Here is a 22,851-nt window from a genome sequence, read left to right as displayed (position 1 = left end):
CGCCTATGTTTGTGTAGCAGCGATTTCAATCGCCGTGACGTGAAACTAAAACCTCTCCCACAGCTACCCGCATACCATTGACAAAATCCCAAGCCGACTGAGCGCGTTTACCAGCTAGCTTAACTTCGCGCAGTAGCAACAATCCTTCACCTGTTTGAATAATCGGTCCAAGTCCCTTAATAATACTCACCACTTCTCCGGGATGCCCAGAAGCTTCCTTTACAGACAACCACTGTTGCTCCGGAATCTTTAAATCTGTAGGTAACTGGGGAAAATAAGCCTCTCCTAGAGGAGCAGTTGCCAGGATTTTAAGGGATTGATCCCGAAATGAGGCGACACAATTCGGTATAAATCCTCTGATCTGATTGTGTATTTCTATGGCAGATCGTGACCAATCGACAGCATAATCCGACTTTTGAATCAGAGGTGCATAAGTAGCTTGGGAATTATCCTGGGCGATGGGTTGAACATCCCCTTGGTTTAACTTCAGCAGCGTTTCGATTAACAAATCCGCCCCCAAATTCGACAGTCTTACAGCTAACTGATGGGCATCGTCTAATAGCCCAATGGGTGTGTGAGCCTTCAGTAACATGGGTCCCGTATCCATCCCAGCATCCATAAGCATGGTAGTGATGCCAGTTTCTGTCTCGCCATGATACAAACACCACTGGATTGGAGCGGCTCCCCGGTATTTCGGCAAAATTGAACCATGGACATTCACACAGCCGAGTCTGGGCATATCGAGAATTTCTTGAGACAGAATCTGTCCATAAGCAACAACGACAAATATATCTGCCTCAGCTTGTTTGAGTTGGCTGAGGGTTTCTGTATGCTTTTTCACCCGTTTGGGTTGCCAGACGTGCAGTTGATGAGTTAGCGCCAAGGTTTTTATGGGTGAAGGAGATAGTTTATTTCCCCGCCCTCGACGTTTATCGGGTTGAGTTACTACACCCAGAACATTAAATTCTGAATGATTGATTAAGCGTTCTAAAGTAGGTACAGCGAATTGAGGCGTACCGAAGAAAATAACGTTCATGTTAACTTTCAGGCAAAAACTGACAAATGACGAATGACAAATGACGAATGACAATTTATTCAACAGCAATTTCAATTCGGCGATTGCGTTGCTGATTCGCATCGGTATCATTTGCCACAAGGGGACGAATTTCACCATAACCGACAACTAACCAGCGGTAGTCATCCCCCAAAGCACGAGCGAAATATTGCTCCACAGCTTTGGCACGACGAAATGACAGTTCGCGATTGTCCTCAGGTTCACCCTGGCTATCTGTATGAGCGGCGATGCGGATGGTACTTGACGGATAGTTACGTAAATCTGCAATAATTTTGTCTAAAATCAAGCCTGCTTCTGGACGCAGTAGGCTGTTGTTGCCCTCAAATAAAACATCACTCGGTAACGTTACCTTCAAGGTTTGGCTAGAACCGAATGAGTCCGATGAAGCTGCCATTACAGTAGCGTTCGGATTATTCCCATTGGATGTTGCCTCTTCAGGGGGAGGTTGAACGCCTTCGAGTTGCAGCGCGATCGCTTGCAATCGGGCTTCTAAGGATTCATTGGGGCGACTACTGCCCAGTTGGGCTTCTAAGGTGGCAACTCCCTCACTCAATGATCGCAGTTGACCTTGTAGTTGGGTAAGCTGGGCTTGCACCTGTTGTCTCTGTACAGGAGTAAGTTGAGGTGGCGAACCTGTCGGTTCTGGTATCGATGTTGGGGTAGTATGGGGAGAAACGACTGGCATCTGCTCTTCAAAATGGCTTGCCATTTTGAGGAAAAAGGGTTTTTCTGGGTTGGTTCTGGGATAGAACATGGCAAGGACAATGCCCAAAATTAGGGCTACGCCGCCACTGACGCCCAATAATAGCACTCGGAATATAAAAACGAGAAACCAAGGGCGTTGAGACCTCGAAGAGGCAGAAGTCGTTTTGTCTGCTGAATTAGCGGATTGAATCACCGATTTTCCTGAATTTTATTCAGACCTTAGAAGAATAACACCAATACATCCATTAATTCGATCATGCCACTTGCCAGAAGTTTATCACCACCTCTAACTAGACAAGGGAGACGGGGAGACGAGGGAAATGAGGGAGATGAGGGAGATGGGGGAGTTAACTCAAAACTCAAAACTTTTCCCTAATCCCTAATCTCCAGGCATAAGTGAAAACTTTCGTAAAAAGGTTGAGTTGTAGGGTTCCTTAGCTTGATATACATAGACTAAAGCACACTGCCATAGTTCCCAAAACGTTGCTCCTCACACAAGACGCACCGTTTAGCAACCTCACCTATATCGATGTTCAAAATAATAGTCCGCTTATTCAGATGGTTTTATTCACAACCATACCTGTTACTGTTCGCTCCTTGGCTACTGATGACTTCTAACGTATCTACCCAAGCTCAACAGGCTCATACGCCTGAACCCATCCATGTCCCTCTAGGAATAGATCCATCGGTGTCTTCTTCTCCAGCGAATCCCGACGTGACTGAAGAAACTGCTCCCGATATGATTGAGACCGTAGAGCAGAGTGATCCTCTCGATAGTCCTCATCCCGTCCCTTGGAATTGGGTGTTGACGACCCAAGCGGAACTAGCGGCGAGTGATACCTTTGGTTTACGCTACTACCGTAGCCAATCATTGATTTCTCCAGACGGTCAATATGCTGCCTATAGCCGCATTTCCATGCAAGGGCAACCTGAATTCTATCGCAGCCGGGTTACCAGCGTGATGTTCCTAGAAGATTTGCAGACCGGGGATTTGCAAACGCTTACGGCATCATCTCCCTTATCTGATAATCCTTTAGTCAGTAATGAAGATGCGGATATGCCAGGAACATTCGCCATTTTGCTCCCCGTGTCTTGGTCTCCGTCTAGCGATCGCCTTTTAGCAAGACAGTTTGAAGGGCTGTTCAGTACATCCTTTGCTTCAGATTATGCGGTGATTTGGGATCGCCAGAAAAATCGCACGTATACCGTCGCCCCTGAACCCATTGACTATACCCATGCTGTGTTATTGGGGTGGAGTCAAACCCATTCCGATCAGGTTCTGTTTCGCGTCGGTGAACTAGGTGAAGAGCGTTGGCCCGTGTTGTCCGTTGATTTCCAAGGTGAAACCAACCTCGCCTTTGACGATGAACCGATTGTGTACGGTCAAGTGGTTAACCAAGTTTGGACGGGACCGCAAGCACGTTGGTAAAGAGAAAAGAACGTTGGCACAAGCCATCTTAGCTGTAGGGGCAATTCATAAATTGCCTCTACTATTCTATTCAAGCGAAAGTGTCAGGGGATCACCTAGTTGCCCCATCCTAGTGTATCTTGGCAGGAATTTTCAATGATGCCCATCATATCTGGACGGTAAGAATCAGATTATGATAACAGTTTGTAGTCAATCATTTACCTGTTCCATAACCATCTGAATCCATGGGTCGTATTTGGTATTTTGTCCAAACGGTATTGGGGATTATTTTCCGCCATCCAGTCCTCGGTACAAGTATTATCCCTGTTTTACCCGATGGACAAATTGTACTGATTCGGCGTCGTGATAACGGAAAATGGGGATTACCTGGAGGGATGGTGGATTGGGGTCAAGACATTCCCACAACCGTGCGGCGGGAGTTGGCAGAAGAAACGGGACTAGAGTTGCTGGCAATTCGCCGATTGGTGGGAATCTACTCAGCCGCCGATCGCGATCCCAGAGTTCATTCGGTTTGTGTTGTAGTCGAAGCGGAGGTTCAGGGAACGATGCAGATACACGATGAGTGGGAAATTACGGCAGTTCAAGCCTTTGAACGTTCAGCGATCCCGATGGGCAACCTGAGTCACGATCATGGGCGACAGTTGCAGGACTATTTTGATGGTAAAACCACTGTTGCCTAATGTTAAGTTTTGAGAGCTATACAGAGCCTGCTACTTTAAGTGTTGAGTTTGGAAACACCTGGCAACTAGGATGAATTTAACCTTACGGAATTCCCGAATTAAGCTACCTTTGGGGCAAGTCTTCTGGCGTGAAGTGGGACAAGGACCCACTCTTATATTTTTACACGGGTCTTGGAGCGATAGTAGTCAGTGGCTACCCCTAATTGAGTACCTCCATCAAGATTATCATTGCTTTGCCCTTGACTTATTAGGATTTGGTGACTCCCAAACGCCGAAACTGCACTACTCAATTCAGGTTGAGGTTGAATGTTTGTTCAACTTCATCAAGGCGTTACACCTTCCCCAAGTTTACCTGGTTGGTCATTCTTTAGGCGCTTGGATTGCCGCTAGTTATGCGTTGCGTCACCCGGAACAGGTTCAGGGATTAGTGTTATTAGCGCCTGAAGGGATTCGAGACGATGGAGACTGGAAAACTTGGCAGTGGCGGAAGTGGTTAGTCGGGCGTCCTCCCCTTGCCTATACTATCCTGCGATCGCTCTTACCTCTGGCGCGGTTATTTGGGCGTCACAAAGATATTGAGAGAGCGTTAACACAGCGACAACAATTGCTGCAATCCCCAACAGCTTGTCAATTGTTGTTCCGGCGACGGCGGGTGGAAATTCAAGGGGAATTATTACACGAACATCTACCCAAGTTAGACATCCCTACGCTGATTCTTCAAGGAAGACAAGACTCACTTGAAGTGATTGATCACGCTCAAGCTTATGCCAACCATAGCCCTAATACTAAATTACAGATAATTGACCAAGCCGGAAATGACCTAGCGGAAACCGTACCCGGAATCATCGCTCAGCATATTGATTATTTTGTGAAATATCAGTAGAAGGGTAGGAGAGTATGAGGCTAATGCTTCCTTCCCCATAACTATGGATATGATAGATCCACTTGCCCAGCCGGACATGGTATCATTCATCATACCAAATCTGGGTTATCTACCCCCACTATAACCCAGTCCGCGCAGGCGGACTTTGCTTGTATAGCTGCGATTTCAATCGCCATGACAAAAAAGGTTTTCAAAGCGGATTTGGTATCATTCATCATTTCATACAATGTCAACTGCTCCTTGGCGAGTTCCCCTATCTCGCGCCCTTCATCGCAACCGCAGCTTACCTTATGCTCGGTACTTTCAACTGGCAACTGTTTGTCCAGATGGGTATCCGGCTAATCGCACGGTTGTTTTTCGGGGCTTTTTCGATAACCACTTAAAAATTATTACCGATGCTCGCAGTCAGAAAGTTAATCAAATTTATCATAATTCTGGGGCAGAAATTTGCTGGTATTTTCCCAAGACTCGCGAACAATTTCGATTAAGAGGTCAGCTTATTCTGATAGGAGAAGATTATCCCGAATTGACTTTAAAAAAGGAGCGTCAAACAACCTGGCAAGGGCTTTCTGATGCAGCGCGTGTGCAATTTGCTTGGTCGAATCCGGGTGAACCTAGAATAGAAAGTGATCCGGCGTTTTCCCAACCACCACCTGATCCGGAGCAACCGTTGCCCAATTTCTGTCTCCTATTGCTCGAACCGATACAGGTGGATCACCTGGAATTGCGCGGTGATCCACAAAACCGATGGCGTTATACTCAAGAGTGCGATCGCCAATGGATCACGCAAGCGATAAATCCCTGAATCATTAAGCATAACCAAACCGCTTCTAGTGTCCTAACCGCCCTGGCGGTCGCTATATTTTATAAACACTTTTAATCTAATAAACATTTTTTAAAAGGAAGTTTAATGATCATCTCCGTCCCGATATCCGGTTGAGAAATGCACTCCAACTCACCGCCATGTTGATTCACCACAATTTGATGGGCAATTGATAGCCCTAACCCTCTACCTTGACCGACAGGTTTTGTGGTAAAAAATGGATCAAATATTCGAGGTTTTACACTGTCGGATATGCCAATTCCATTATCGATAATGCAAATAATTACTTGATAGTTGTTCCCCAAAGTCGTTTTAATTTTAATAGTTGGTATAATTTGAGATGAATAATTGTTTTCTGTCTCTTTTTCTTTATTTATTTCTAAAGCATCAATAGCATTATTAATGATGTGGAGAAAAACCTGATTCAGTTGTCCTGGATAGCATTCAAATGGGGGAAGTTCGCCGTATTCTTTGATAATTTTAATTCCGGGCTGTCCGGCTGAATTGGATAAGCGATGTTGGACTAGAAAAAGAGCGCTTTCTATTCCTTCATGAAGATCTACGGGTTTCCGTTCAGCTTCATCGAGCCGGGAAAATTTCCGCAAGGATAACACCAGTTCTCGCAAGCGTTCAGTGCCAACTTTCATCGAAACCAATACTTTGGGAAAGTCTTGACTCAAAAAGTCAAGATTTACATGGGTTATTTTGTTTTGTAGATGAGGGCTAGGATTGGGATACTCCTGTTGATAGCATTCAACTAGATCTAACAAATCTTCGGTATAATCCTCAATGTGGGATAAGTTGCCATGAATGAAGGTAACGGGGTTATTAATTTCATGGGCAATCCCAGCGATCATTTGACCCAAGCTAGACATTTTTTCACTCTGAACTAATTGAGATTGAGTTTGCTTGAGATGGTGGAGGGCTTGTGAGAGTTGTTTGTTTAATTGACATAGCCGCAATCCCGAACGCACCCTGGCTTGCAATTCACTGGGTTCAATGGGTTTTGAGAGAAAATCATCCGCCCCCGAATCTAACCCTTGGACGCGATCGGCGACTTGTTCACGTATGGTTAGTAGAATCAGAAAAATGGTTGCTAGTTGCGGATCTGCCTTGATGCGGCGGCACAGTTCTAAGCCATCGAGTTTAGGCATCATCCAATCGCAGATGATTAAGTCAGGTTTAAGTTTTTGGGTTTGTTGGAGTGCCGCTTCTCCATCATCCGCTAGCAGAACTTCATGACCTTCACTCTCTAACAACTCTTGGAGAATGATTTGGACGGTTATATCATCATCAACGGCGAGGATTTTTGCCATGGTTATTTGTTAGGGAATGGGCAATGGGCAATGGGGAATAGGGAATAGGGAACAGGGAACAGGGAACAGGGAACAGGGAACAGGGAACAGGGAACAGGGAACAGGGAACAGGGAATAGGGAACACCTCGACTTACCTCGACTTCGCTCGGCAACACGCTCAGTAACACGCTCGGTAACACGCTCGGTGTGTCTTATGGAATTCATGATGAACCATTCATGCTGCGGATGTATTCGCAAACTGTAGTCAGTTGTTGTTCTAACTCACCAACGTTTTCCTGGATCGCGGCTAGAGAACCGGAACGTCCATGGTTTTCGACTTGGGCGGCTAATTCTGCGATCGCCTCCATGCCTAAATTGGCACTCGATCCTCTTAACCGATGGGCTTTGGCATAGATTTGTTCATAATCTTCAGCAGCAATTCCAGTTTGGATATCTTTTAGATCGGCTTCAGCATGTTCGATAAAAGCGTGCAAGAGTCGTTCTTGAGCCGACTTTTTACCGAGGGTGACACGCTGGAGGTGTTCCCAGTTAATTGGGGAAGTGTTGAGTGTTGAGTTAATGTCTTCCTTACCATCTGCCATCTGCCCTTTGTTCTCTGCCTTCTCGTTTCCTTCTTTCATCTGCCTTTTGTCCTCTACCTTCTCGTTTCCTTCTTTCATCTGCCTTTTGTCCCCATCATGTCTAATCTGGGTTGCCCAATACTCTAACCGTTCGCTCAACATTTCCTCATCAACAGGTTTGCTGATATAGTCATCCATACCAACTGCCGCACATCGTTCTCGATCTTCAGGAAACGCATGAGCGGTTAGAGCAATAATAACCGGATGAGTGCTACCGTAACGCTCAATCAATTTAGTTGTAGTCGCATAGCCATCCAGAACAGGCATCTGACAGTCCATGAGAATGATATCGTAGGAATTTTGCTCGACTAATTCCAGGACAACTTGACCATTGGGGGCGCAGTCGGCTTCATAACCTAACATCTGTAACTGATTGAGAATGACTTGTTGATTGATCGGATGATCTTCAGCTAAGAGAATATTCAGAGGAGTCGCAGGTTGTTTATGAGTGAAGTCCCCAGTTGTTGTATGTTGTGCTAGTTCTTCCTCCTGCTGTTCTTTAATCATTTCGGGCGCTACAGCCGCCATTAAACTATCAAATAGCCGTGAGGCTCTCACTGGCTTGAGCAAATAACTCGCCGCTCCCACAGAGAGTAATTGTTCGACTTGATCCCGTTGATTCATGGGAGTCATCACCACGGCTTTGGTTTGGCTCAACACAGGATCAGTGCGAATGGTTTCAATCAGTGATCCATCCTCGACTTGAGGCAGTTGCCAATCACAGATCACCACATCATAAGGCTGGTTAACCGCAGCAGCTTGGCGCAGGGCATCTAGGGACAGTTCTGCGGAGTTGGCTTCATCAATCCCAATTCCCCAGGTATTGACTAAGTAACGCACCGATTGGCGGGTGGTGCGACTTTCGGAAACGACCAACAGTTTTAGATGGGTGAGGGCAAAGGGAGTGGTGGGGGATTCAGCGTTGGTTTGGGTGTCAAATTTTGCCGTAAACCAGAACGTGGAACCTTTACCCACCTGACTTTCCACGCCGATTTCGCCGCCCATCAAATCGACCAACTGTTTGCAGATGGCTAGCCCTAAGCCTGTGCCGCCATATTGACGAGTGGTGGAGTTATCAACTTGGGAAAAGGATTGGAAGAGTTTTTCTTGACCTTCTAGGGAAATGCCCACTCCTGTATCGGACACGGCAAAGTGGAGCATGGCATTTTTGGAGGTGGCGGTTTCTAAGGTGACATGGATAACCACTTCCCCTTGGGGGGTAAACTTGAGGGCATTATTTGCCAGATTTAACAGAACCTGTCGCAGTCTAGCCGGATCACCTTTGAGTTGTCGGGGGACTTGGCGATCAACTAAGGTTGCCAATTCTAGGTTCTTCGCTTCGGCTTGAGTGGCTAGCACATCAAGAACTGATTCGATGCAGCCATCCAGGTCAAACTCAAGGGTTTCGAGTTCCATTTCTCCAGCTTCTAGTTTGGAGAAATCCAGGATATCGTTGATGATTGTCAGTAAATGGTCAGCACTACGGCGAATCGTTTGACCATAGTCTCGCTGTCGGGGCGTGAGTTGAGTCTGTAATAGGAGTCCTACCATGCCCAAGACGCCATTCATCGGGGTGCGAATTTCATGACTCATGTTCGCCAGAAACTTGGACTTAAACCGTACCGCTTCCAGTGCCGCTTCTCTGGCTTCGACTAATTCGTTAATCTGGTCGGTGGCAATAACAATCCCACCCACTTGACCATTCGGAGTATACCAGGGGTTAATTGCCCAGCGCATGTAAACGATAGAACCATCACTACGTTCCCAAATATCTTCTGGGTTGGTGATCACTTGCCCGGTGAGTGCCCGTTGATGAATCTGTTTCCAGTGTTCCGGTATGTCTGGGATGACGTTGTAATGGCAGCGACCAATGATGGATTCCCCCTCCAGCCCTTGCACCATCAGCCACTTTCGGGAATGAGCCATATAGCGCATTTCGTTATCAAACATTGCCATTGCCATCGGCGCACTGGCAATGACTTGTTGCAGTTGTCGGCGCTCTCGCTCTAATGAGTTTAAGGTATTGTCGAGGAGTTGGATTTGCTCTTGGGTTTGAGCGTAGAGATGGGATTGGGTGCAAGCACTGGCAATTTGTTTAGAAATTGCTTCTAAGAGTTCAATGTCGCTAGGACTCCACGACCAACTGGTGGCATGGATACAGATTAAATAGCCCAAGGGTCCGGTTTGAGGACGGATGGGAATCGCTGAATAGTGACCATTTTCCAGGATATAGGTTTCCTCTGAAGAGGTAGCCGGATGGGACGAGAAAGGGTTATCTGGGGTGTTTTCTAAACCAGCATTATCAGATTGACCATTGATCATGGATACTTTGAAATCAACGGTCTCACCCTTGCGTAACTGAGTCTCTAAGTTACCGGACGTCGCTATCTTTAACTGTCTACATTCGCTCGATAAACCCTCCTCCGTGTACATATAGGCAATTCTTAACGTCTGATTGTCGAGCAACCACCCGAAAATGACTCGTTCTAACCCCAGCAGCGATGTCAGTTCTTCTAAGGTAGCGGGTAAGGTGCGATCCAGGTCAAGTGAGGAATGAATACGATTGGTCAAGCGGTTGAGCAGTGCTTCTTTGGCGGCTTTAGCCCGTGTCATCTCAAAGAGTTTCACCTGTCGCCTGATGAAAAATATGGCAACGAACAAGAGGGCAACCAGAACGATAGCCAGTAAGTTGAGTGACCAGATCGGACTTTCTATTTTCTCATCGTTCATGACTAAGGCAATCGACCAGTTTGCCTCTTCTAGGTGGACATACGCCACGTAAACGGATTCCCCGAACAGATTTGCCTGTTGGATTCCCTGTTCTTTGTTCACCATCTGGCGAGCGATCGCGGCTAGCTCCGGTTCGGTGGACTCCAGTAAACTGGAATCAGGTTGTCTTTCCGTTCCTAAGGGTTTTTCCTCTGGATAAACAATCGGCACGCCTCTGGAGTTGAGGGCAAAGGCATAGCTGTCCTTGCCATAGGATATGTTTTCCACAACTTCTTCCACGCGCTCCATCTCGATCGCACCAACCGTTGTACCAATGGGTCGAGGCGGTTGAGGGGGAAGTGCTAGAATCGGCGCGGCAATGGCAATAATCGGTAAGTCCGTTGCTCGACTAATCAAGGGATCAGAAACGTAGACTTTTCCCGCCATCGCTTGTTGAAAATGTCGGCGATCGCTGACATTCCCCTGACCTTCATTGCTGCTTTGAAATGTCCCATCCGCCTTGATCAGGGCAAAGGAGGTAAAATTCCGACTGCGTTGGACTTCCCGTTCCAAGTACGGTTTAATCTGCGACCAATCCATTGATCGCAAGATCGGGGTACTGGCGATCGTTTCGACTTCAGCCTTGCGCGTGGCTAGCCAGCGATCGATTTCACTGGCTTCGGCTTGCACTGAATTGAGCGCGTTTTGTTTGATGTTTTCTAGGATTAGCTGGCGCACTCCAAAATAGCTGACTGTGGCGACAGCGCCAATCGTCACGGTGGTTAGACCCACTACCATCCAGACTAGAAAATGACGGGGACGCCAAGACTTGTGAGGCTGTGCCAACGGTTGCTGGTGATTATCTTGGGGGGTCGTTTCTAGAAAGGGTGGTTTGTTCATCATTGGTCAAACGTCAAAACTCTTGACTGGGTTTAGCTTGGGGGAAAGGTTGGTCAATTTACACCGGGCTGAAGCAGGTGTTTTCATCATCAGCAGTTGACTAGAGTTCTCAACAAGTTAGGTAGGAATAGCTTGAGCAAAGGTATGTGAACCTAAGATTGTTTCGATGATCCTTACAATAGTTCTAGTTTTCTTGTATCACATCCGTGTTAGACCTTGAGCGCGAACCATTGAGCTAGGCGCTGTTCGTCGTCGGCGCAGGATTCGCCACGATCAGGTTGGATACGAGTTGTCGCTTATAGTTTCAGTCCTTCGCTCTTGGGCTACTGATTGGATATCCCAACCCCATCTGAAATTGATCGCGACTAGCGCAAGAACGACAGGAGTGTGGCTTTGATGCCAGGGTCTTAGCTTTTTAACAGTTCTCGACAGCTATTACAATAAACTAAAAATGTAAAGAACTCGATAACTTCTCTTATTTTACATAGTCCTCAATCATCTTTACCAACAAATTTTGATCATTCCCTTCTCTAGGCTTATTGATCCCATTTTTGGTTTAGCGAGGTATAATATACATCGATTTTTTTGAGTATTTATGCTCTCTCTGGCTCCAAAAGAGGGAAAAGGTTAATACCGTTTTAGCTGGGAAATTGTCGAATCCTGGTTGAGTGGTTAGTTCAGCGTTTTCGTCGCCTCAATAAAACTTAATCGTATAAGATAAACTTAAGCGATTGGTAACAAAACCTTTGATGTCAAGTTTCCACCACAATTCACCGTAAGTGTAATAATTTGAGCCTCCATCAAGGACATTGCAGCAGACGATACGCCTGTTCCCGGATTTACGGGATACGCTGGAAAACAAGCAGCGCTTAGACTCAGACGTAATGCGTTTCCTTTGGCAATTTTTATACAAGTTGGCTGGAGTTCAATCCGAACGGGTGTTGTTTCTTGACTCAAACTTACAGTCGCATACCCCTGAGTAAAATTATAAACGATTCCATTCGGAAGCACTTCAGATAAGACGGCACAGAGGTCAAAACTCGATTTATCGGCGTAGCAAAAAACCTCAACCGCGACATCCCCCATTAGACTGAAATATTCAGCAAACGGGGCTGAAGTATAGGTTAAAACATCAGTGCGGCTATCAAGAGTAGAACGATCAAATGACCCAGCCGGGATTGTCGCATGACCTCCCAACGCCGGAACTGGACGCCAGGGATCATGAACGAATACATCAGTTGCAGAAGACAGGACGGGCAATTTGTCAGACGATTCCGATTGGGGCATGAGAGTCCCGGAATCATCTCGCACACTAGCTAAACCCGTACTGAAAAGACAATAGGATTGCTGATTATCTGACAACCACGTATCAAAATAACGCCATTGATTACTGCCCATTTCAAATAAATAGACAGGCGGTTTATTCAACAATCCGCTATCAATTCCCTTGAGAAACTGATCAAACCAACGCACTTGTAACCTATCCACAGGACTTACCGCCTCTGCGCCAAAATCTCTTGCGCCGACTTTCCGTCCCCAAGGCAGATGCGCCCAAGGTCCCACAATCAAATGTTGGGGAAAGTTACTCCGATTTGCCATTTCTTTATAGAGGCGCAAATTACCCCGCAGGTAGGGATCAAACCAACCGCCAATATGCAGCATCGGCAAATCCACACCGTCGAGATTAGGTGAGAGTTTTTGCCAATAATCTCCGGGTTCAGGATGATTTAGCCATTCATAGTAAAATGAATTCGGCGCATATTTGCTTAAACTCTCAATAAATTTGGATGATGGATTATAAAACGGCAAATCGCGAGAAGCAGTATAGAGAATTTGATAGGCAATAGCATCACCCTTTAATCGGGCAGTTTCGGCAGCTAATTGTACCGCCCAGCCTAAATTTATTTGTAAACAAAATGCCCCATTTTCATACGCCCAATCTGTATATAAATCATACGCCATCATCGCCGGACAAATGGTTTTCAACGCGGGCAGATTTGCTGATGCTGCATACAGTTGAGTCATCCCCTGATAGGAAAAGCCATACATACCCACCTGTCCATTGCTACCGGGTAACTGTGATACCCAGTTAACGGTATCAATGCCATCAGCAACTTCATGGACAAATAGCTGAAACTCTCCCCCAGAGGTTCCCCGTCCCCGCACATCCTGAATCACGACGATATACCCCTGGGCAGCATACCAAGTAGGATGAGCATAGACTACCGTAGACGCGATCGCCCTTCCGTAAGGTTGTCGCATCAGGAGTACAGGTAAGTCTATATCAGTATCGGGATAGTAAATATCAGCATCTAGACGAATTCCATCGCGGGTTAACATGGATGCTGTTTGTTTATTAATGTTTGTCATTTGTCATTTGTCATGTGTTATTTGTTATTGGCATAATTAAAAAAAGAATGGTTTATTATATGACAGCCAATCCTCGCGTTACGGTTTGGAATGAGTATCAAGTGGAAAGAAAAAAAGCCGACGTTGGCAAGATTTATCCTGATGGGATTCACCACGCGATCGCGCAACATTTACAATCCTCAGGATTAACGGTTAAAACTGCCACATTAGACCAACCTGATCATGGATTAACTGATGCCATCCTCAACCAAACCGATGTTTTAATCTGGTGGGGACACATTGCCCATGATCAGGTACAAGACACTATCGTCGATAAAGTCCATCAGCGCGTTTTGTCTGGCATGGGTCTAATTGTATTGCATTCGGGTCACTTTTCCAAAATTTTTAAACGGCTGATGGGTACGTCATGTAGTCTCAAATGGCGCAATGATGGCGAAAAAGAACGACTTTGGCTTGTTGATGCATCCCATCCCATTGCCGCAGGTTTAGATGAGTCCTTTGAACTGGCGGCTGAGGAAATGTACGGCGAGTTTTTCGATATTCCTAATCCGGATAGTTTAGTGTTTATCAGTTGGTTTGAGGGGGGTGAAGTCTTTCGCAGTGGCTGTTGTTTTCACCGAGGCAAAGGTAAAATTTTTTACTTTCGTCCTGGCGACGAACTTTATCCTACTTATTATCAGCCTAATGTATTGCGCGTTATTACCAATTCCGTGTATTGGGCAAGTCCTTTAAATTAGTTAATTGTTGATTGTTGAACTCGTCACCTTGTTCGAGGACAGGGTTTTATGTAGGGGCGGGTTTAGGAACTTTCGTTTCGTCATTGATGATAACCTATATTCAAAACCCGCCCTGATTCTAGGTTTCAATCTCTTACAAATGACATAAGACAAATGACAAACGAATGATAATCTCCACCGTTCCCGTTTATTGAACTACCTAATTCCTTACTATTGCCTATTGCCTATTGCCTATTTAACACGGAACCACCGCATCAGTACGCCCCAAGACGCGAAAATCTTCCTCATCCAAATTGACAGGTGTACCGCTACGAATCAGTTCAACAAAATCCTCATTGGGAACCATGAAACATAACGCATATAAACGACCTTGACCTGTATTTATAATTTCATGAATACCCGTTGGTGGCACTAACAAACTATCTCCTGCCCGAAATGGCACATTTTTGCCATCACACCGGGCAATTCCTTCCCCTTTAAGGATAAAAAACATTTCTACAGCAATTTGATGGCGATTCGGGGGAGTTTTGCCGCCTTGATCAAAAATCTCCACACAAACAGTTAATGATGAATCCGCGATCGCCGGATCAAAGATAATGGCTAAACGGTTGCTATCCTGGGGACTGATACGATAGGCTTGGTAGTCCTTGGGGGATTTAATAACGGGAATCATACACCGGGATTCCATAGGTTGTTTCTCCTGTAATTTGTCATTGGTCATTGGTCATTGGTCATTGGTCATTGGTCATTGGTCATTGGTCATTGGTCATTGGTCATTGGTCATTGGTCATTGGTCATTGGTCATTTGTCATTTGTCATTTGTTTTTGATGCAAACCATTGATAACTGCTAAATCTCCCCATTCCTTTTGTCTTCCCTGCCCTTCTGCATTGATCTTTTACGCTTTTAAAGCTTTAAGAAGTAATTGAGAATCGCTGGTAAACCCAAAACACTGATTAACATTATAAATCGTGGCTTTAAAGCAGTAATCAGGAGATGTTGTTGCCGCACAATCTTTGAGTAGCACGCAATCATATCCCAGGAAATTAGCATCTTGTAATGTTGCCATGACACATTGATCAATGTTGACACCCGCAAAGAAAAGAGTGGTTTTGCCCATATTGCGTAAAATGCTGTCTAAGGGAGTATCCCAGAAGCCACTCATGCGATATTTGTCAATATAAATATCTTCAGGTTCGTGGTTTAATCCATCCACAATTGCCGCTGCCCAACTGTCTTTAGTTAGCACTTTTGCCCCACTTCTAGGCAAGGGATCACCGAGTCCAATTCCTGCACCGGTGGGATTATAAACATGACGCAATCCAGCACTAATATTGAGTAAGTCGGGACGATTTCCCCAGTTCACCCAAATCACGGGGACATTAACCTCTCGTAACTGGGGAAGCAAGGCTGTCAGAGGTTCGATTGGGTTGCGGGCGGGGGTTACATCTACGCCAATATGGGCTAACCATCCATCAGGATGACAGAAGTCATTTTGCATGTCGATGATTAGGATGGCAGATTTGACTAAATCCAGGCGCAGGCTTTTGGTTTCGGTGGTAAGGGTAATGGGATGAGGAGTTAGGGAGGGGCGAGTCAAATCCGCGATCGCATCATTCACTCCCCAAGCATTGGGGGCTACACCTAATGTCCGTAACGGTTGATTCATGGTAGTCCAGTCATGATAGATACGCCAATCATTGTACTCAGGATTGCACGGCTGACCAGACATGAGCCAGAATATAACGGTGCTATCGTTTAGGCATGACTGATGCGATCGCGCTTCGCCAGGGGACACACCCTTAATCTGCGTTCGTAAGCTGTAATGCATTTAAATTGGGTATTAGTAGCGAGCAAGATGCTCGCACTACAAGGATTGTGCCATTATTGATATTAAGGTTTAAATGCCAAACAGCTTAGTAGCACGAAGCGTGCCACAAGCGCTCAAGCGCTAACTACAAACTCTAAAGTTAGTGTCATTTCCCTTAATCTGAGACTGATCAATCGTGAGTTTTACTATTGAAAACCTTTTAATTCCCATTGATCCAGACTATAAAACTGTCGATGTGCAAATTGAGGCAGATCGGATTGCCACAATTGTGCCTCATTCCTCTGTTAATTCTGGGGAAAAGAATACTACAGTCGATGGTGAAAATAAACTGCTTCTCCCCGGTTTCATTAATGCCCACACTCACTCCTCGGAGATGTGGCAACGGGGTATTATTCCGCCCTTACCTTTAGAACTGTGGATTGCCCAACTTTATGAGTTTACGCCGTTAACACCAGAACAGGTTTATTTGAGTGCGTTAGGCACAGCAGTGGAAACATTACTGTCAGGCGGGACAACAGTTGTCGATCATTTGGTATTAATTCCAGGGAAAGAAATTGAAACCGTTGCGGCGGCGGTTCAGGCTTATCAAGAGATTGGAATTCGGGCATTTATTGGTCCGTTGATTCAAGATGAATCCCTGTCGCAGGGGATTCCCGATGGGGATGTGAAGCAAAACCATGATCCTTATCATCACTCAACCGAGGAAATCCTGGCATTGATGCAGGAGGTGGTGCAACAGTTTCATCATCCCGAATCAGGAATCAACATTCTTGTTGCGCCAACGGGGATACAACTCTGTTCAGACGCACTGTTCGAGGGTTGCATTGAATTAAGCGATCGCGAGAATTTATGTCGTCACGCCCATCTATTGGAAACAAAAGCACAGCAGCAACTAGCGCAAGAAAAATACGGCTGTAGTGCGGTAAGACATTTGCAACAACTGGGCTACTTGAGTCGGCGCACCTCTTTGGCGCACTGTGTCTGGTTAGATGATGCCGATATTGGGATTTTAGCCCAAACGCGATCGACTGTGGTTCACAATCCCTTGAGTAATTTGCGCTTAGGAAGTGGAATTGCCCCCATTTTGAACTACCGGAAAGCAGGAATTAATGTTACCTTTGGTTGTGATGGTGCAGCGAGTAATGATGCTCAAGATGTCTTAGAAGCGATTAAAATTGGTACATTATTGCATAATACCACTGATTTAGATTATCGCCACTGGATTACGCCGCGTCAGGCGATTAAGATGGCATCCTTAGGTGGGGCAAAGGGGTTAAATATAGCGAATGAGTTAGGTTCGTTGACAATCGGCAAAAAAGCTGATTTAGTCTTATATGATTTGACCAATTTATCTGTATTACCGCGTACTGATCCGATCGCTTCACTGGTGTTAGGGCGTCCGACAAATGTAGTGGATACGGTTTGGGTGAATGGGGAACGAGTCGTTGCGTATGGAAAAGTCACCCGCATTGATGTCGATGAATTAAGGAAGGAATTATTTGAGCAAAGTGAATGGATGAGTAGTCGCCAGTCTAAAAGCGTCCAGCCGTTTGAAGCCCACTATCGTCAGGTGATGGGTTTAGAATTTGTGTAGCAGCGATTTCAATCGCCGTGGCAAAAGGGGGTAATAAAGGCAAACCTGATATAACAACCTGTAGGGGCGACCCGCTTGCTCTAATTAACAACACCAGTCCACTCAATTAGGTCGGGTCGCCCTCTACTCAAAGCCTGATTTGAAAAGGTTTTAGACTGCTTGTCACCCCTTCAGGTGTTTGGGTTGAGAAAGCGCGATCGCAACCATCAATAAGACGGTAAAACCTACCAAGCACCAGCCATTTGGCTGACTCAGGTTCAGTAAATATACGAGGTACGGTTCGATCCTGCATGAGTTAGGCTCAATCACAAGACCATCGAGCAAACTCTCTCACCCTGTCCAGATTCAGGTGAAATTGAAGAAGATGGGCGATCGCGGACTAGACCTCAAAATCCAGGTATTTTGCTGATGAACAGTGGTTCGGCTGCTAACCAAGGCGTACAATTAGACCAATTAAAAGCCAATGTGATCCTGCGTGGCTCTATTTTCCCCGAACCAGTGCAAGTAATCGTGGCTGTGCCGATGGGGGAGTCGGTTAAACTGATTGCTAAAGGATTAACCACCAATCAAGTCCACGAACCGATTCTTAACCCCGAACAGCTTTCTCAGTTATCCGCAACACCGGAAAAAGAACCCTTTGATGGGGAATCGTTTAGGTTTCGCTTGGGCGTGGAAGCCTTACGCCTGGGATTGGCGCACGAATATGACCCCTATTTTTCCCTGGCGATCGCACGAGTTGATCCTCTCCCTCACCAGTTAGAGGCTGTCTACGATTACTTTATCAAACAACCTCGCATCCGTTTTTTGTTGGCTGATGATCCGGGTGCGGGTAAAACAATTATGGCGGGGTTGCTGCTGAAGGAACTCAAAGTGCGAGGACTGGCTAAACGGACTCTCATTGTCGCCCCAGCTAATCTTACCTTCCAATGGCAACGGGAGATGAAAGACAAGTTTCGGGAAGACTTTGAGGTGGTTCGCGGGGATGTTTTACGGGCGAATTATGGCATGAATCCTTGGCAATAAAAGCATCAAGTGGTGACGTCGGTGTCCTGGGTTTCTCGTATCCAAGATGCCAAGGAAAGTTTGCTGCGATCGCACTGGGATTTAATTATTGTGGATGAAGCCCACAAGATGAGTGCCTATAGCTCGGATAAAAAGACGTTAGCCTATCAGTTGGGTGAACGGCTGTCGGAAATGACCGACCATTATTTATTAATGACCGCCACTCCCCATAAGGGTGATCCGCAAAACTTTTGTCTGTTTTTAGAGTTATTAGACCGGGATGTTTATGGGGATGTCAAGAGTTTAGAAGAGGCGATGCAGCGCAACGATGCGCCTTTCTACCTGCGCCGCACCAAGGAAGCACTGGTGACGTTCCCTGACCCAGAAACGGGTCAAGCCAAGAAGTTGTTTACCAACCGCCAAGTGGAAACCATTGATTTCCAGATTGATGATGAGGAACTGGATTTCTATGATGAATTGACTCACTATGTTGAGGAACAATCCATTAAAGCCGAACAGGAAAATTCGGCTCGTGGGCGGACATTGGGTTTTGCCATGGCAATGCTGCAACGCCGCTTTGCTTCCAGTGTATTTGCTGTGCGCCGCAGTTTGGAACGGATGCGGGATAAGCGTCAGCGGATTTTGGAAGACCCGGAAGGGTATCGTCGCGAGCAGATTAATCGCAAGTTACCGGATGATTTTGACGAATTAACCACAGAGGAACAGCAAAAGATTACCGATGACTTGGAATCGGTCGTCGCATCAATTGATCCCCAGGATTTACAGGATGAGATTATTCAGCTTACCAAACTGATTAACCAAGCGCAGCAGCTTGAGCAGCGGGAAGTTGAATCTAAGTTGGTGAAGCTGAAAACAACGATTACGAACAAGGGGATATTTAGAGACCCCAAGATGAAGCTGTTGCTGTTTACTGAACACAAGGACACTCTAGATTATTTAGTGGGGAAGTTACGAGAGTGGGGATTGTCGGTGACGCAGATTCATGGGGGGATGAAAATTGGCGACAGAGATACGCCTCATACTCGTATTTATGCCGAACGGGAGTTTCGCGAAGAGGCTCAAGTTTTGGTGGCGACGGAAGCCGCCGGGGAAGGGATCAACCTGCAATTTTGTTGGATGATGATTAATTATGATATCCCTTGGAATCCGGTACGCTTGGAACAACGGATGGGGCGGATTCACCGCTATGGACAGGATAAGGATTGTCTAATTTTTAACTTTGTTGCCACAAATACCCGCGAAGGTAAGGTACTGTGGAAGTTATTTGAACGAATTCGGGCGATTGAAAACGATTTAGACCCAGAACGCACAGGCAAGGTGTTTAATGTGTTGGGGGATATCTTTCCCGCCAATCAGTTAGAACGGATGATTCGGGAGATGTACGCCCACAATCTCACCGATACGGTGATTTTAAACCGGATTGTGGAACAGGTGGATCAGGAACATTTCCGCCGAATTACCGATTCAGCATTGGAAGGATTAGCCAAACGGGAGTTGAACCTGTCGGCGATTGTCGGGAAGTCAGCCGAAGCCAAAGAACGACGGTTAGTACCGGAAGTGATTGAGGATTTCTTTGTCCAAGCCGCATCAATCGCCGGGATTCATCCCAAGGAAACCGGGAAAGGGCAGCATATTTATCGGATTGGGCGAATCCCCCGCACGCTTTGGTCGTTGGGGGAACGCTTGGAGTCACGGTTTGGCAGGTTGGGACGGGAGTATAAAAAGATTACGTTTGATAAAAACATCTTGACAAGTGACCCGACCTTGGAATGGGTGACACCGGGACATCCGTTGTTTGAGTGTGTGCGGGAGGATGTGTTGGCGCGGGTGCGGGATGATTTGCGACGGGGGGCGGTCTTTTTCGACCTCTATCGCCAATCCCCAGCCCGATTAGATCTGTTTTCAGCCGCCATTGTGGATGGTTTGGGGAATGTGCTGCACAAGCGGTTATTTGTGGTGCAGATTGAGTTAGAGGGGACGATGACGGTACGCCAGCCGACGATTTTTCTGGATTTGGCGTTGGTGAAAGAGACGGTGGAACTCCCGGATGATGGGGGATTGCCCAGTCGCGACCAAGTGGAACAGGCGTTGATTGAGCAAGCCTTGCAGCCGTTTTTGGCAGAAACGAAGACGCAGCGAGAAAAAGAAGTAGAGACGATTTCCCATCACTTAGAGATTAGTCTAAATACAATTATCGATCGCGTCCAGTGTCAGTTTGCCGAACTTATCGAACAGAGGGAGTTGGGTTCCAAAGAGGCGGGTTTGGATGGTCGGATTAAGCAGATGGAAGACCGTTTGTTTGAGTTAGATGGTCGTTTGCAACAACGACGGGAAGAACTGGATAAGGAGAAAAGTTGCACGATTCAAGATATTCAGCATTATGGCAGTGCTTGGGTACTGCCGCACCCAGAACGTCACTCGCCGGAAATTGCACCGATGGTGAGTAATCGGGAGATTGAACGGATTGCAGTGGAGGCGGTAATTGCATCCGAACAGGCGCGGGGTTGGCAGGTGGTGAGTGTGGAACAGGAGAATCGCGGTTTTGACTTAATTTCCCGCAAGCCCCATCCGGAAGACCCAGAAACTGCTATTGCTGTACGGTTTATTGAGGTGAAGGGGCGGTCTGCTGTGGGTGAGATAGCGTTAACCACGAATGAGTATAAGACAGCGGAACGGTTGAAGCAAGATTATTGGTTGTATGTGGTGTTTAATTGTGCCACGACGCCAGACGTGCATCCGATTCAAAACCCAGTAAAGTTAGGATGGGAACCGTTAGTTAAGATTGAGCATTATCACGTTTCGGCTGAGAAACTATTAGAGGTAGAGGAATAGCGGGTATTAGTTATGCAATTACAGACACAAAAACGCTACTACACGCCAGAGGAATATTTGGAACTAGAGAAGAAAGCCGAGTATAAGCATGAATATCGCGATGGGGAAATCGTACCAATGACGGGTGGGACAACGAATCATAATGAAATTGCTTTGAATTTTGCCGCCAATTTAAAGTTTGGTTTAAGAGGGCAAAATTATCGGGTCTATATCGGGGATGTACGGTTATGGATACCTCGTTATCGTCAGTACACCTATCCTGATGTGATGGTTATTGAAGGAGAACCAATTTACACAGGAACGGGGACAACGACGGTGATGAATCCCTCGTTGATTGTTGAGGTATTATCCAGATCAACGAAGAATTATGATTTAGGCGATAAGTTTATTTTCTATCGGTCGATTCCGGAGTTCAAGGAATATATTTTGATTGACCAAACCAAATATCATCTGATGCAGTATGCCAAGAATACTGAGGGTCAATGGGTATTAAGTGAGCAGGAATCAGCCGAGGCGGTTCTCGAATTAAGGTCAATTGAGTTTCAGATCAATTTGAGTGATATTTACGAAAATGTTAATTTTGCCGATAGTGAGGAGTAGAACGAAATCGTAGGTTGGGTTTATGCGTGTAAACTTAAGCCATAACCCCCTCTCCCCCGGCTCACAAGGGTAGGTTTTTTACCTGGACGGTATAATGGAGGTAAGACTTGGAAGACCTGGAGGGAAAGTGGACAAGGAAGAAGACCAAAAAACCATCAAAACTCATGAAGATCTAATTATTTATCAAAAAGCGTTTGATGCAGCTATGACTATTTTTGAAGTATCAAAACAGTTTCCCATAGAAGAAAGATATTCTCTCACTGATCAAATTCGACGTTCCAGCAAGTGCCGTGTGCGCTAATTTAGCGGAAGCGTGGAGAAAGAGGAGGTATCAGGCATCATTTCTAGCTAAGTTGAATGACTGTGAAGCCGAAAGTGCCGAAACGCAGGTGTGGCTAAAATTTGCCGTTAAATGCCAGTATATATCAACGGAGCAAGGGAGAGAAATATATCATATATATAATCAAGTGTTAAGGGGGTTAGTCAATATGATTAATCATCCAGAAAAATGGTTAATTGGTTAAGCCATGTTACGGAATAAACATTTAAAAGACTGGTCAAAAATTGTCTCCTCTCATTTTTCTTTCTCATTTATCTTTGCCTGAAGTAATCGGTTTAGCCACTTGGAGCTTTGGCATGGTGATGACAGGTTCAAGTAGTCTGACCCGAGTTTCAGAATTTATCGCTAAAATCAATGGAGAAAAAAGCAATACAGTCAGACAAA

At 45.9% G+C, this 22,851-nt stretch carries 16 protein-coding genes and 2 pseudogenes; 10 read left to right on the top strand and 8 right to left on the bottom strand.

Annotation, left to right across the window (positions count from 1 at the left end):
- Positions 1-25: 25 nt before the first annotated feature.
- Together fmt and RIC07_RS00500 are read right to left on the bottom strand one after the other, a co-directional pair.
- Positions 26-1,036, bottom strand: coding sequence for a methionyl-tRNA formyltransferase (gene fmt, locus RIC07_RS00505; protein WP_446392804.1), 1,011 nt, complete (start codon positions 1,034-1,036; stop codon positions 26-28).
- Positions 1,037-1,091: 55 nt separating this feature from the next.
- A complete protein-coding gene (locus RIC07_RS00500; RefSeq protein WP_446392803.1) occupies positions 1,092-1,973 on the bottom strand; it encodes an OmpA family protein in 882 nt (293 codons plus the stop codon).
- 414 nt (positions 1,974-2,387) lie between these two features.
- On the opposite strand from RIC07_RS00500, the gene RIC07_RS00495 reads away from it, so the two are divergent.
- The 4 genes from RIC07_RS00495 (at position 2,388) to RIC07_RS00480 (ending at position 5,577) form a co-directional block, all read left to right on the top strand.
- Positions 2,388-3,209, top strand: coding sequence for a hypothetical protein (locus tag RIC07_RS00495; RefSeq protein ID WP_446392802.1), 822 nt, complete (start codon positions 2,388-2,390; stop codon positions 3,207-3,209).
- Between the two features lie 224 nt (positions 3,210-3,433).
- Complete coding sequence (locus tag RIC07_RS00490) at positions 3,434-3,889, top strand: NUDIX hydrolase (RefSeq protein ID WP_446378242.1); 456 nt, start codon at positions 3,434-3,436, stop codon at positions 3,887-3,889.
- A 70-nt stretch (positions 3,890-3,959) separates the two neighbouring features.
- Positions 3,960-4,772 carry an alpha/beta fold hydrolase gene (locus tag RIC07_RS00485; protein ID WP_446392801.1) on the top strand — a complete coding sequence of 271 codons (813 nt, stop codon included), beginning with the start codon at positions 3,960-3,962 and terminating at the stop codon, positions 4,770-4,772.
- Positions 4,773-4,998: 226 nt separating this feature from the next.
- On the top strand, positions 4,999-5,577 hold the full coding sequence (locus RIC07_RS00480; protein WP_446392800.1) for an Npun_F5749 family FMN-dependent PPOX-type flavoprotein: 579 nt from the start codon (positions 4,999-5,001) through the stop codon (positions 5,575-5,577).
- Positions 5,578-5,648: 71 nt separating this feature from the next.
- On the opposite strand, the gene RIC07_RS00475 is transcribed toward RIC07_RS00480, so the two are convergent.
- From RIC07_RS00475 to RIC07_RS00460, 4 genes are all read right to left on the bottom strand, one after another.
- Positions 5,649-6,911, bottom strand: coding sequence for a sensor histidine kinase (locus RIC07_RS00475; RefSeq protein ID WP_446392799.1), 1,263 nt, complete (start codon positions 6,909-6,911; stop codon positions 5,649-5,651).
- A complete protein-coding gene (locus tag RIC07_RS00470; RefSeq protein ID WP_446392798.1) occupies positions 6,889-7,116 on the bottom strand; it encodes a hypothetical protein in 228 nt (75 codons plus the stop codon). The genes RIC07_RS00475 and RIC07_RS00470 overlap by 23 nt, the downstream gene beginning before the upstream one ends.
- Entirely contained in the window at positions 7,113-11,144 is a 4,032-nt protein-coding gene (locus RIC07_RS00465) for a response regulator (protein WP_446392797.1), read from the bottom strand. The genes RIC07_RS00470 and RIC07_RS00465 overlap by 4 nt, the downstream gene beginning before the upstream one ends.
- A 720-nt stretch (positions 11,145-11,864) precedes the next feature.
- Positions 11,865-13,511, bottom strand: a complete 1,647-nt coding sequence (locus tag RIC07_RS00460) for a CocE/NonD family hydrolase (protein ID WP_446392796.1) — start codon at positions 13,509-13,511, stop codon at positions 11,865-11,867.
- A 59-nt stretch (positions 13,512-13,570) separates the two neighbouring features.
- On the opposite strand from RIC07_RS00460, the gene RIC07_RS00455 reads away from it, so the two are divergent.
- Positions 13,571-14,248, top strand: coding sequence for a ThuA domain-containing protein (locus RIC07_RS00455; protein ID WP_446392795.1), 678 nt, complete (start codon positions 13,571-13,573; stop codon positions 14,246-14,248).
- Positions 14,249-14,483: 235 nt separating this feature from the next.
- Here the strand turns inward: RIC07_RS00455 and RIC07_RS00450 are convergent, their stop codons facing one another.
- Entirely contained in the window at positions 14,484-14,936 is a 453-nt protein-coding gene (locus RIC07_RS00450) for a cupin domain-containing protein (RefSeq protein ID WP_446375711.1), read from the bottom strand.
- A 32-nt stretch (positions 14,937-14,968) separates the two neighbouring features.
- On the opposite strand from RIC07_RS00450, the gene RIC07_RS00445 reads away from it, so the two are divergent.
- Entirely contained in the window at positions 14,969-15,100 is a 132-nt protein-coding gene (locus RIC07_RS00445) for a hypothetical protein (RefSeq protein ID WP_446392794.1), read from the top strand.
- 45 nt (positions 15,101-15,145) lie between these two features.
- Here RIC07_RS00445 and RIC07_RS00440 read toward each other — a convergent pair whose 3' ends face one another.
- Positions 15,146-15,916, bottom strand: a complete 771-nt coding sequence (locus RIC07_RS00440) for a cysteine hydrolase family protein (protein ID WP_446392816.1) — start codon at positions 15,914-15,916, stop codon at positions 15,146-15,148.
- Between the two features lie 337 nt (positions 15,917-16,253).
- Here RIC07_RS00440 and RIC07_RS00435 point away from each other — a divergent pair, with 337 nt between their 5' ends.
- The 4 genes and pseudogenes from RIC07_RS00435 (at position 16,254) to RIC07_RS00420 (ending at position 22,651) form a co-directional block, all read left to right on the top strand.
- The gene (locus RIC07_RS00435) at positions 16,254-17,672 is read left to right on the top strand and encodes an amidohydrolase (RefSeq protein WP_446392793.1); all 1,419 of its coding nucleotides are present in this window, start codon (positions 16,254-16,256) and stop codon (positions 17,670-17,672) included.
- 408 nt (positions 17,673-18,080) lie between these two features.
- Positions 18,081-21,527, top strand: a pseudogene (locus RIC07_RS00430) (helicase-related protein).
- A gap of 12 nt (positions 21,528-21,539) precedes the next feature.
- Positions 21,540-22,127: a Uma2 family endonuclease gene (locus RIC07_RS00425; protein WP_446392792.1), complete on the top strand. Its 588-nt coding sequence runs from the start codon at positions 21,540-21,542 to the stop codon at positions 22,125-22,127.
- A 94-nt stretch (positions 22,128-22,221) separates the two neighbouring features.
- A pseudogene (locus RIC07_RS00420) lies at positions 22,222-22,651 on the top strand (four helix bundle protein).
- Positions 22,652-22,851: the final 200 nt, after the last annotated feature.

The sequence above is a fragment of the Coleofasciculus sp. E1-EBD-02 genome (assembly GCF_040218245.1).
GTDB lineage: Bacteria > Cyanobacteriota > Cyanobacteriia > Cyanobacteriales > Coleofasciculaceae > Coleofasciculus.
Note: the sequence above shows the minus strand (reverse complement) of the source record. Positions and strands in the feature narration are given on the sequence as shown.

Coding starts and splice junctions, on each gene's coding strand:
- RIC07_RS00460 (WP_446392796.1), bottom strand. CDS start 13,511: ATGACAAACATTAATAAACAAACAGCATCCATGTTAACCCGCGATGGA.
- RIC07_RS00455 (WP_446392795.1), top strand. CDS start 13,571: ATGACAGCCAATCCTCGCGTTACGGTTTGGAATGAGTATCAAGTGGAA.
- RIC07_RS00470 (WP_446392798.1), bottom strand. CDS start 7,116: ATGAATTCCATAAGACACACCGAGCGTGTTACCGAGCGTGTTACTGAG.
- RIC07_RS00465 (WP_446392797.1), bottom strand. CDS start 11,144: ATGATGAACAAACCACCCTTTCTAGAAACGACCCCCCAAGATAATCAC.
- RIC07_RS00485 (WP_446392801.1), top strand. CDS start 3,960: ATGAATTTAACCTTACGGAATTCCCGAATTAAGCTACCTTTGGGGCAA.
- RIC07_RS00440 (WP_446392816.1), bottom strand. CDS start 15,916: ATGAATCAACCGTTACGGACATTAGGTGTAGCCCCCAATGCTTGGGGA.
- RIC07_RS00425 (WP_446392792.1), top strand. CDS start 21,540: ATGCAATTACAGACACAAAAACGCTACTACACGCCAGAGGAATATTTG.
- RIC07_RS00480 (WP_446392800.1), top strand. CDS start 4,999: ATGTCAACTGCTCCTTGGCGAGTTCCCCTATCTCGCGCCCTTCATCGC.
- fmt (WP_446392804.1), bottom strand. CDS start 1,036: ATGAACGTTATTTTCTTCGGTACGCCTCAATTCGCTGTACCTACTTTA.
- RIC07_RS00490 (WP_446378242.1), top strand. CDS start 3,434: ATGGGTCGTATTTGGTATTTTGTCCAAACGGTATTGGGGATTATTTTC.
- RIC07_RS00495 (WP_446392802.1), top strand. CDS start 2,388: ATGACTTCTAACGTATCTACCCAAGCTCAACAGGCTCATACGCCTGAA.
- RIC07_RS00475 (WP_446392799.1), bottom strand. CDS start 6,911: ATGGCAAAAATCCTCGCCGTTGATGATGATATAACCGTCCAAATCATT.
- RIC07_RS00450 (WP_446375711.1), bottom strand. CDS start 14,936: ATGGAATCCCGGTGTATGATTCCCGTTATTAAATCCCCCAAGGACTAC.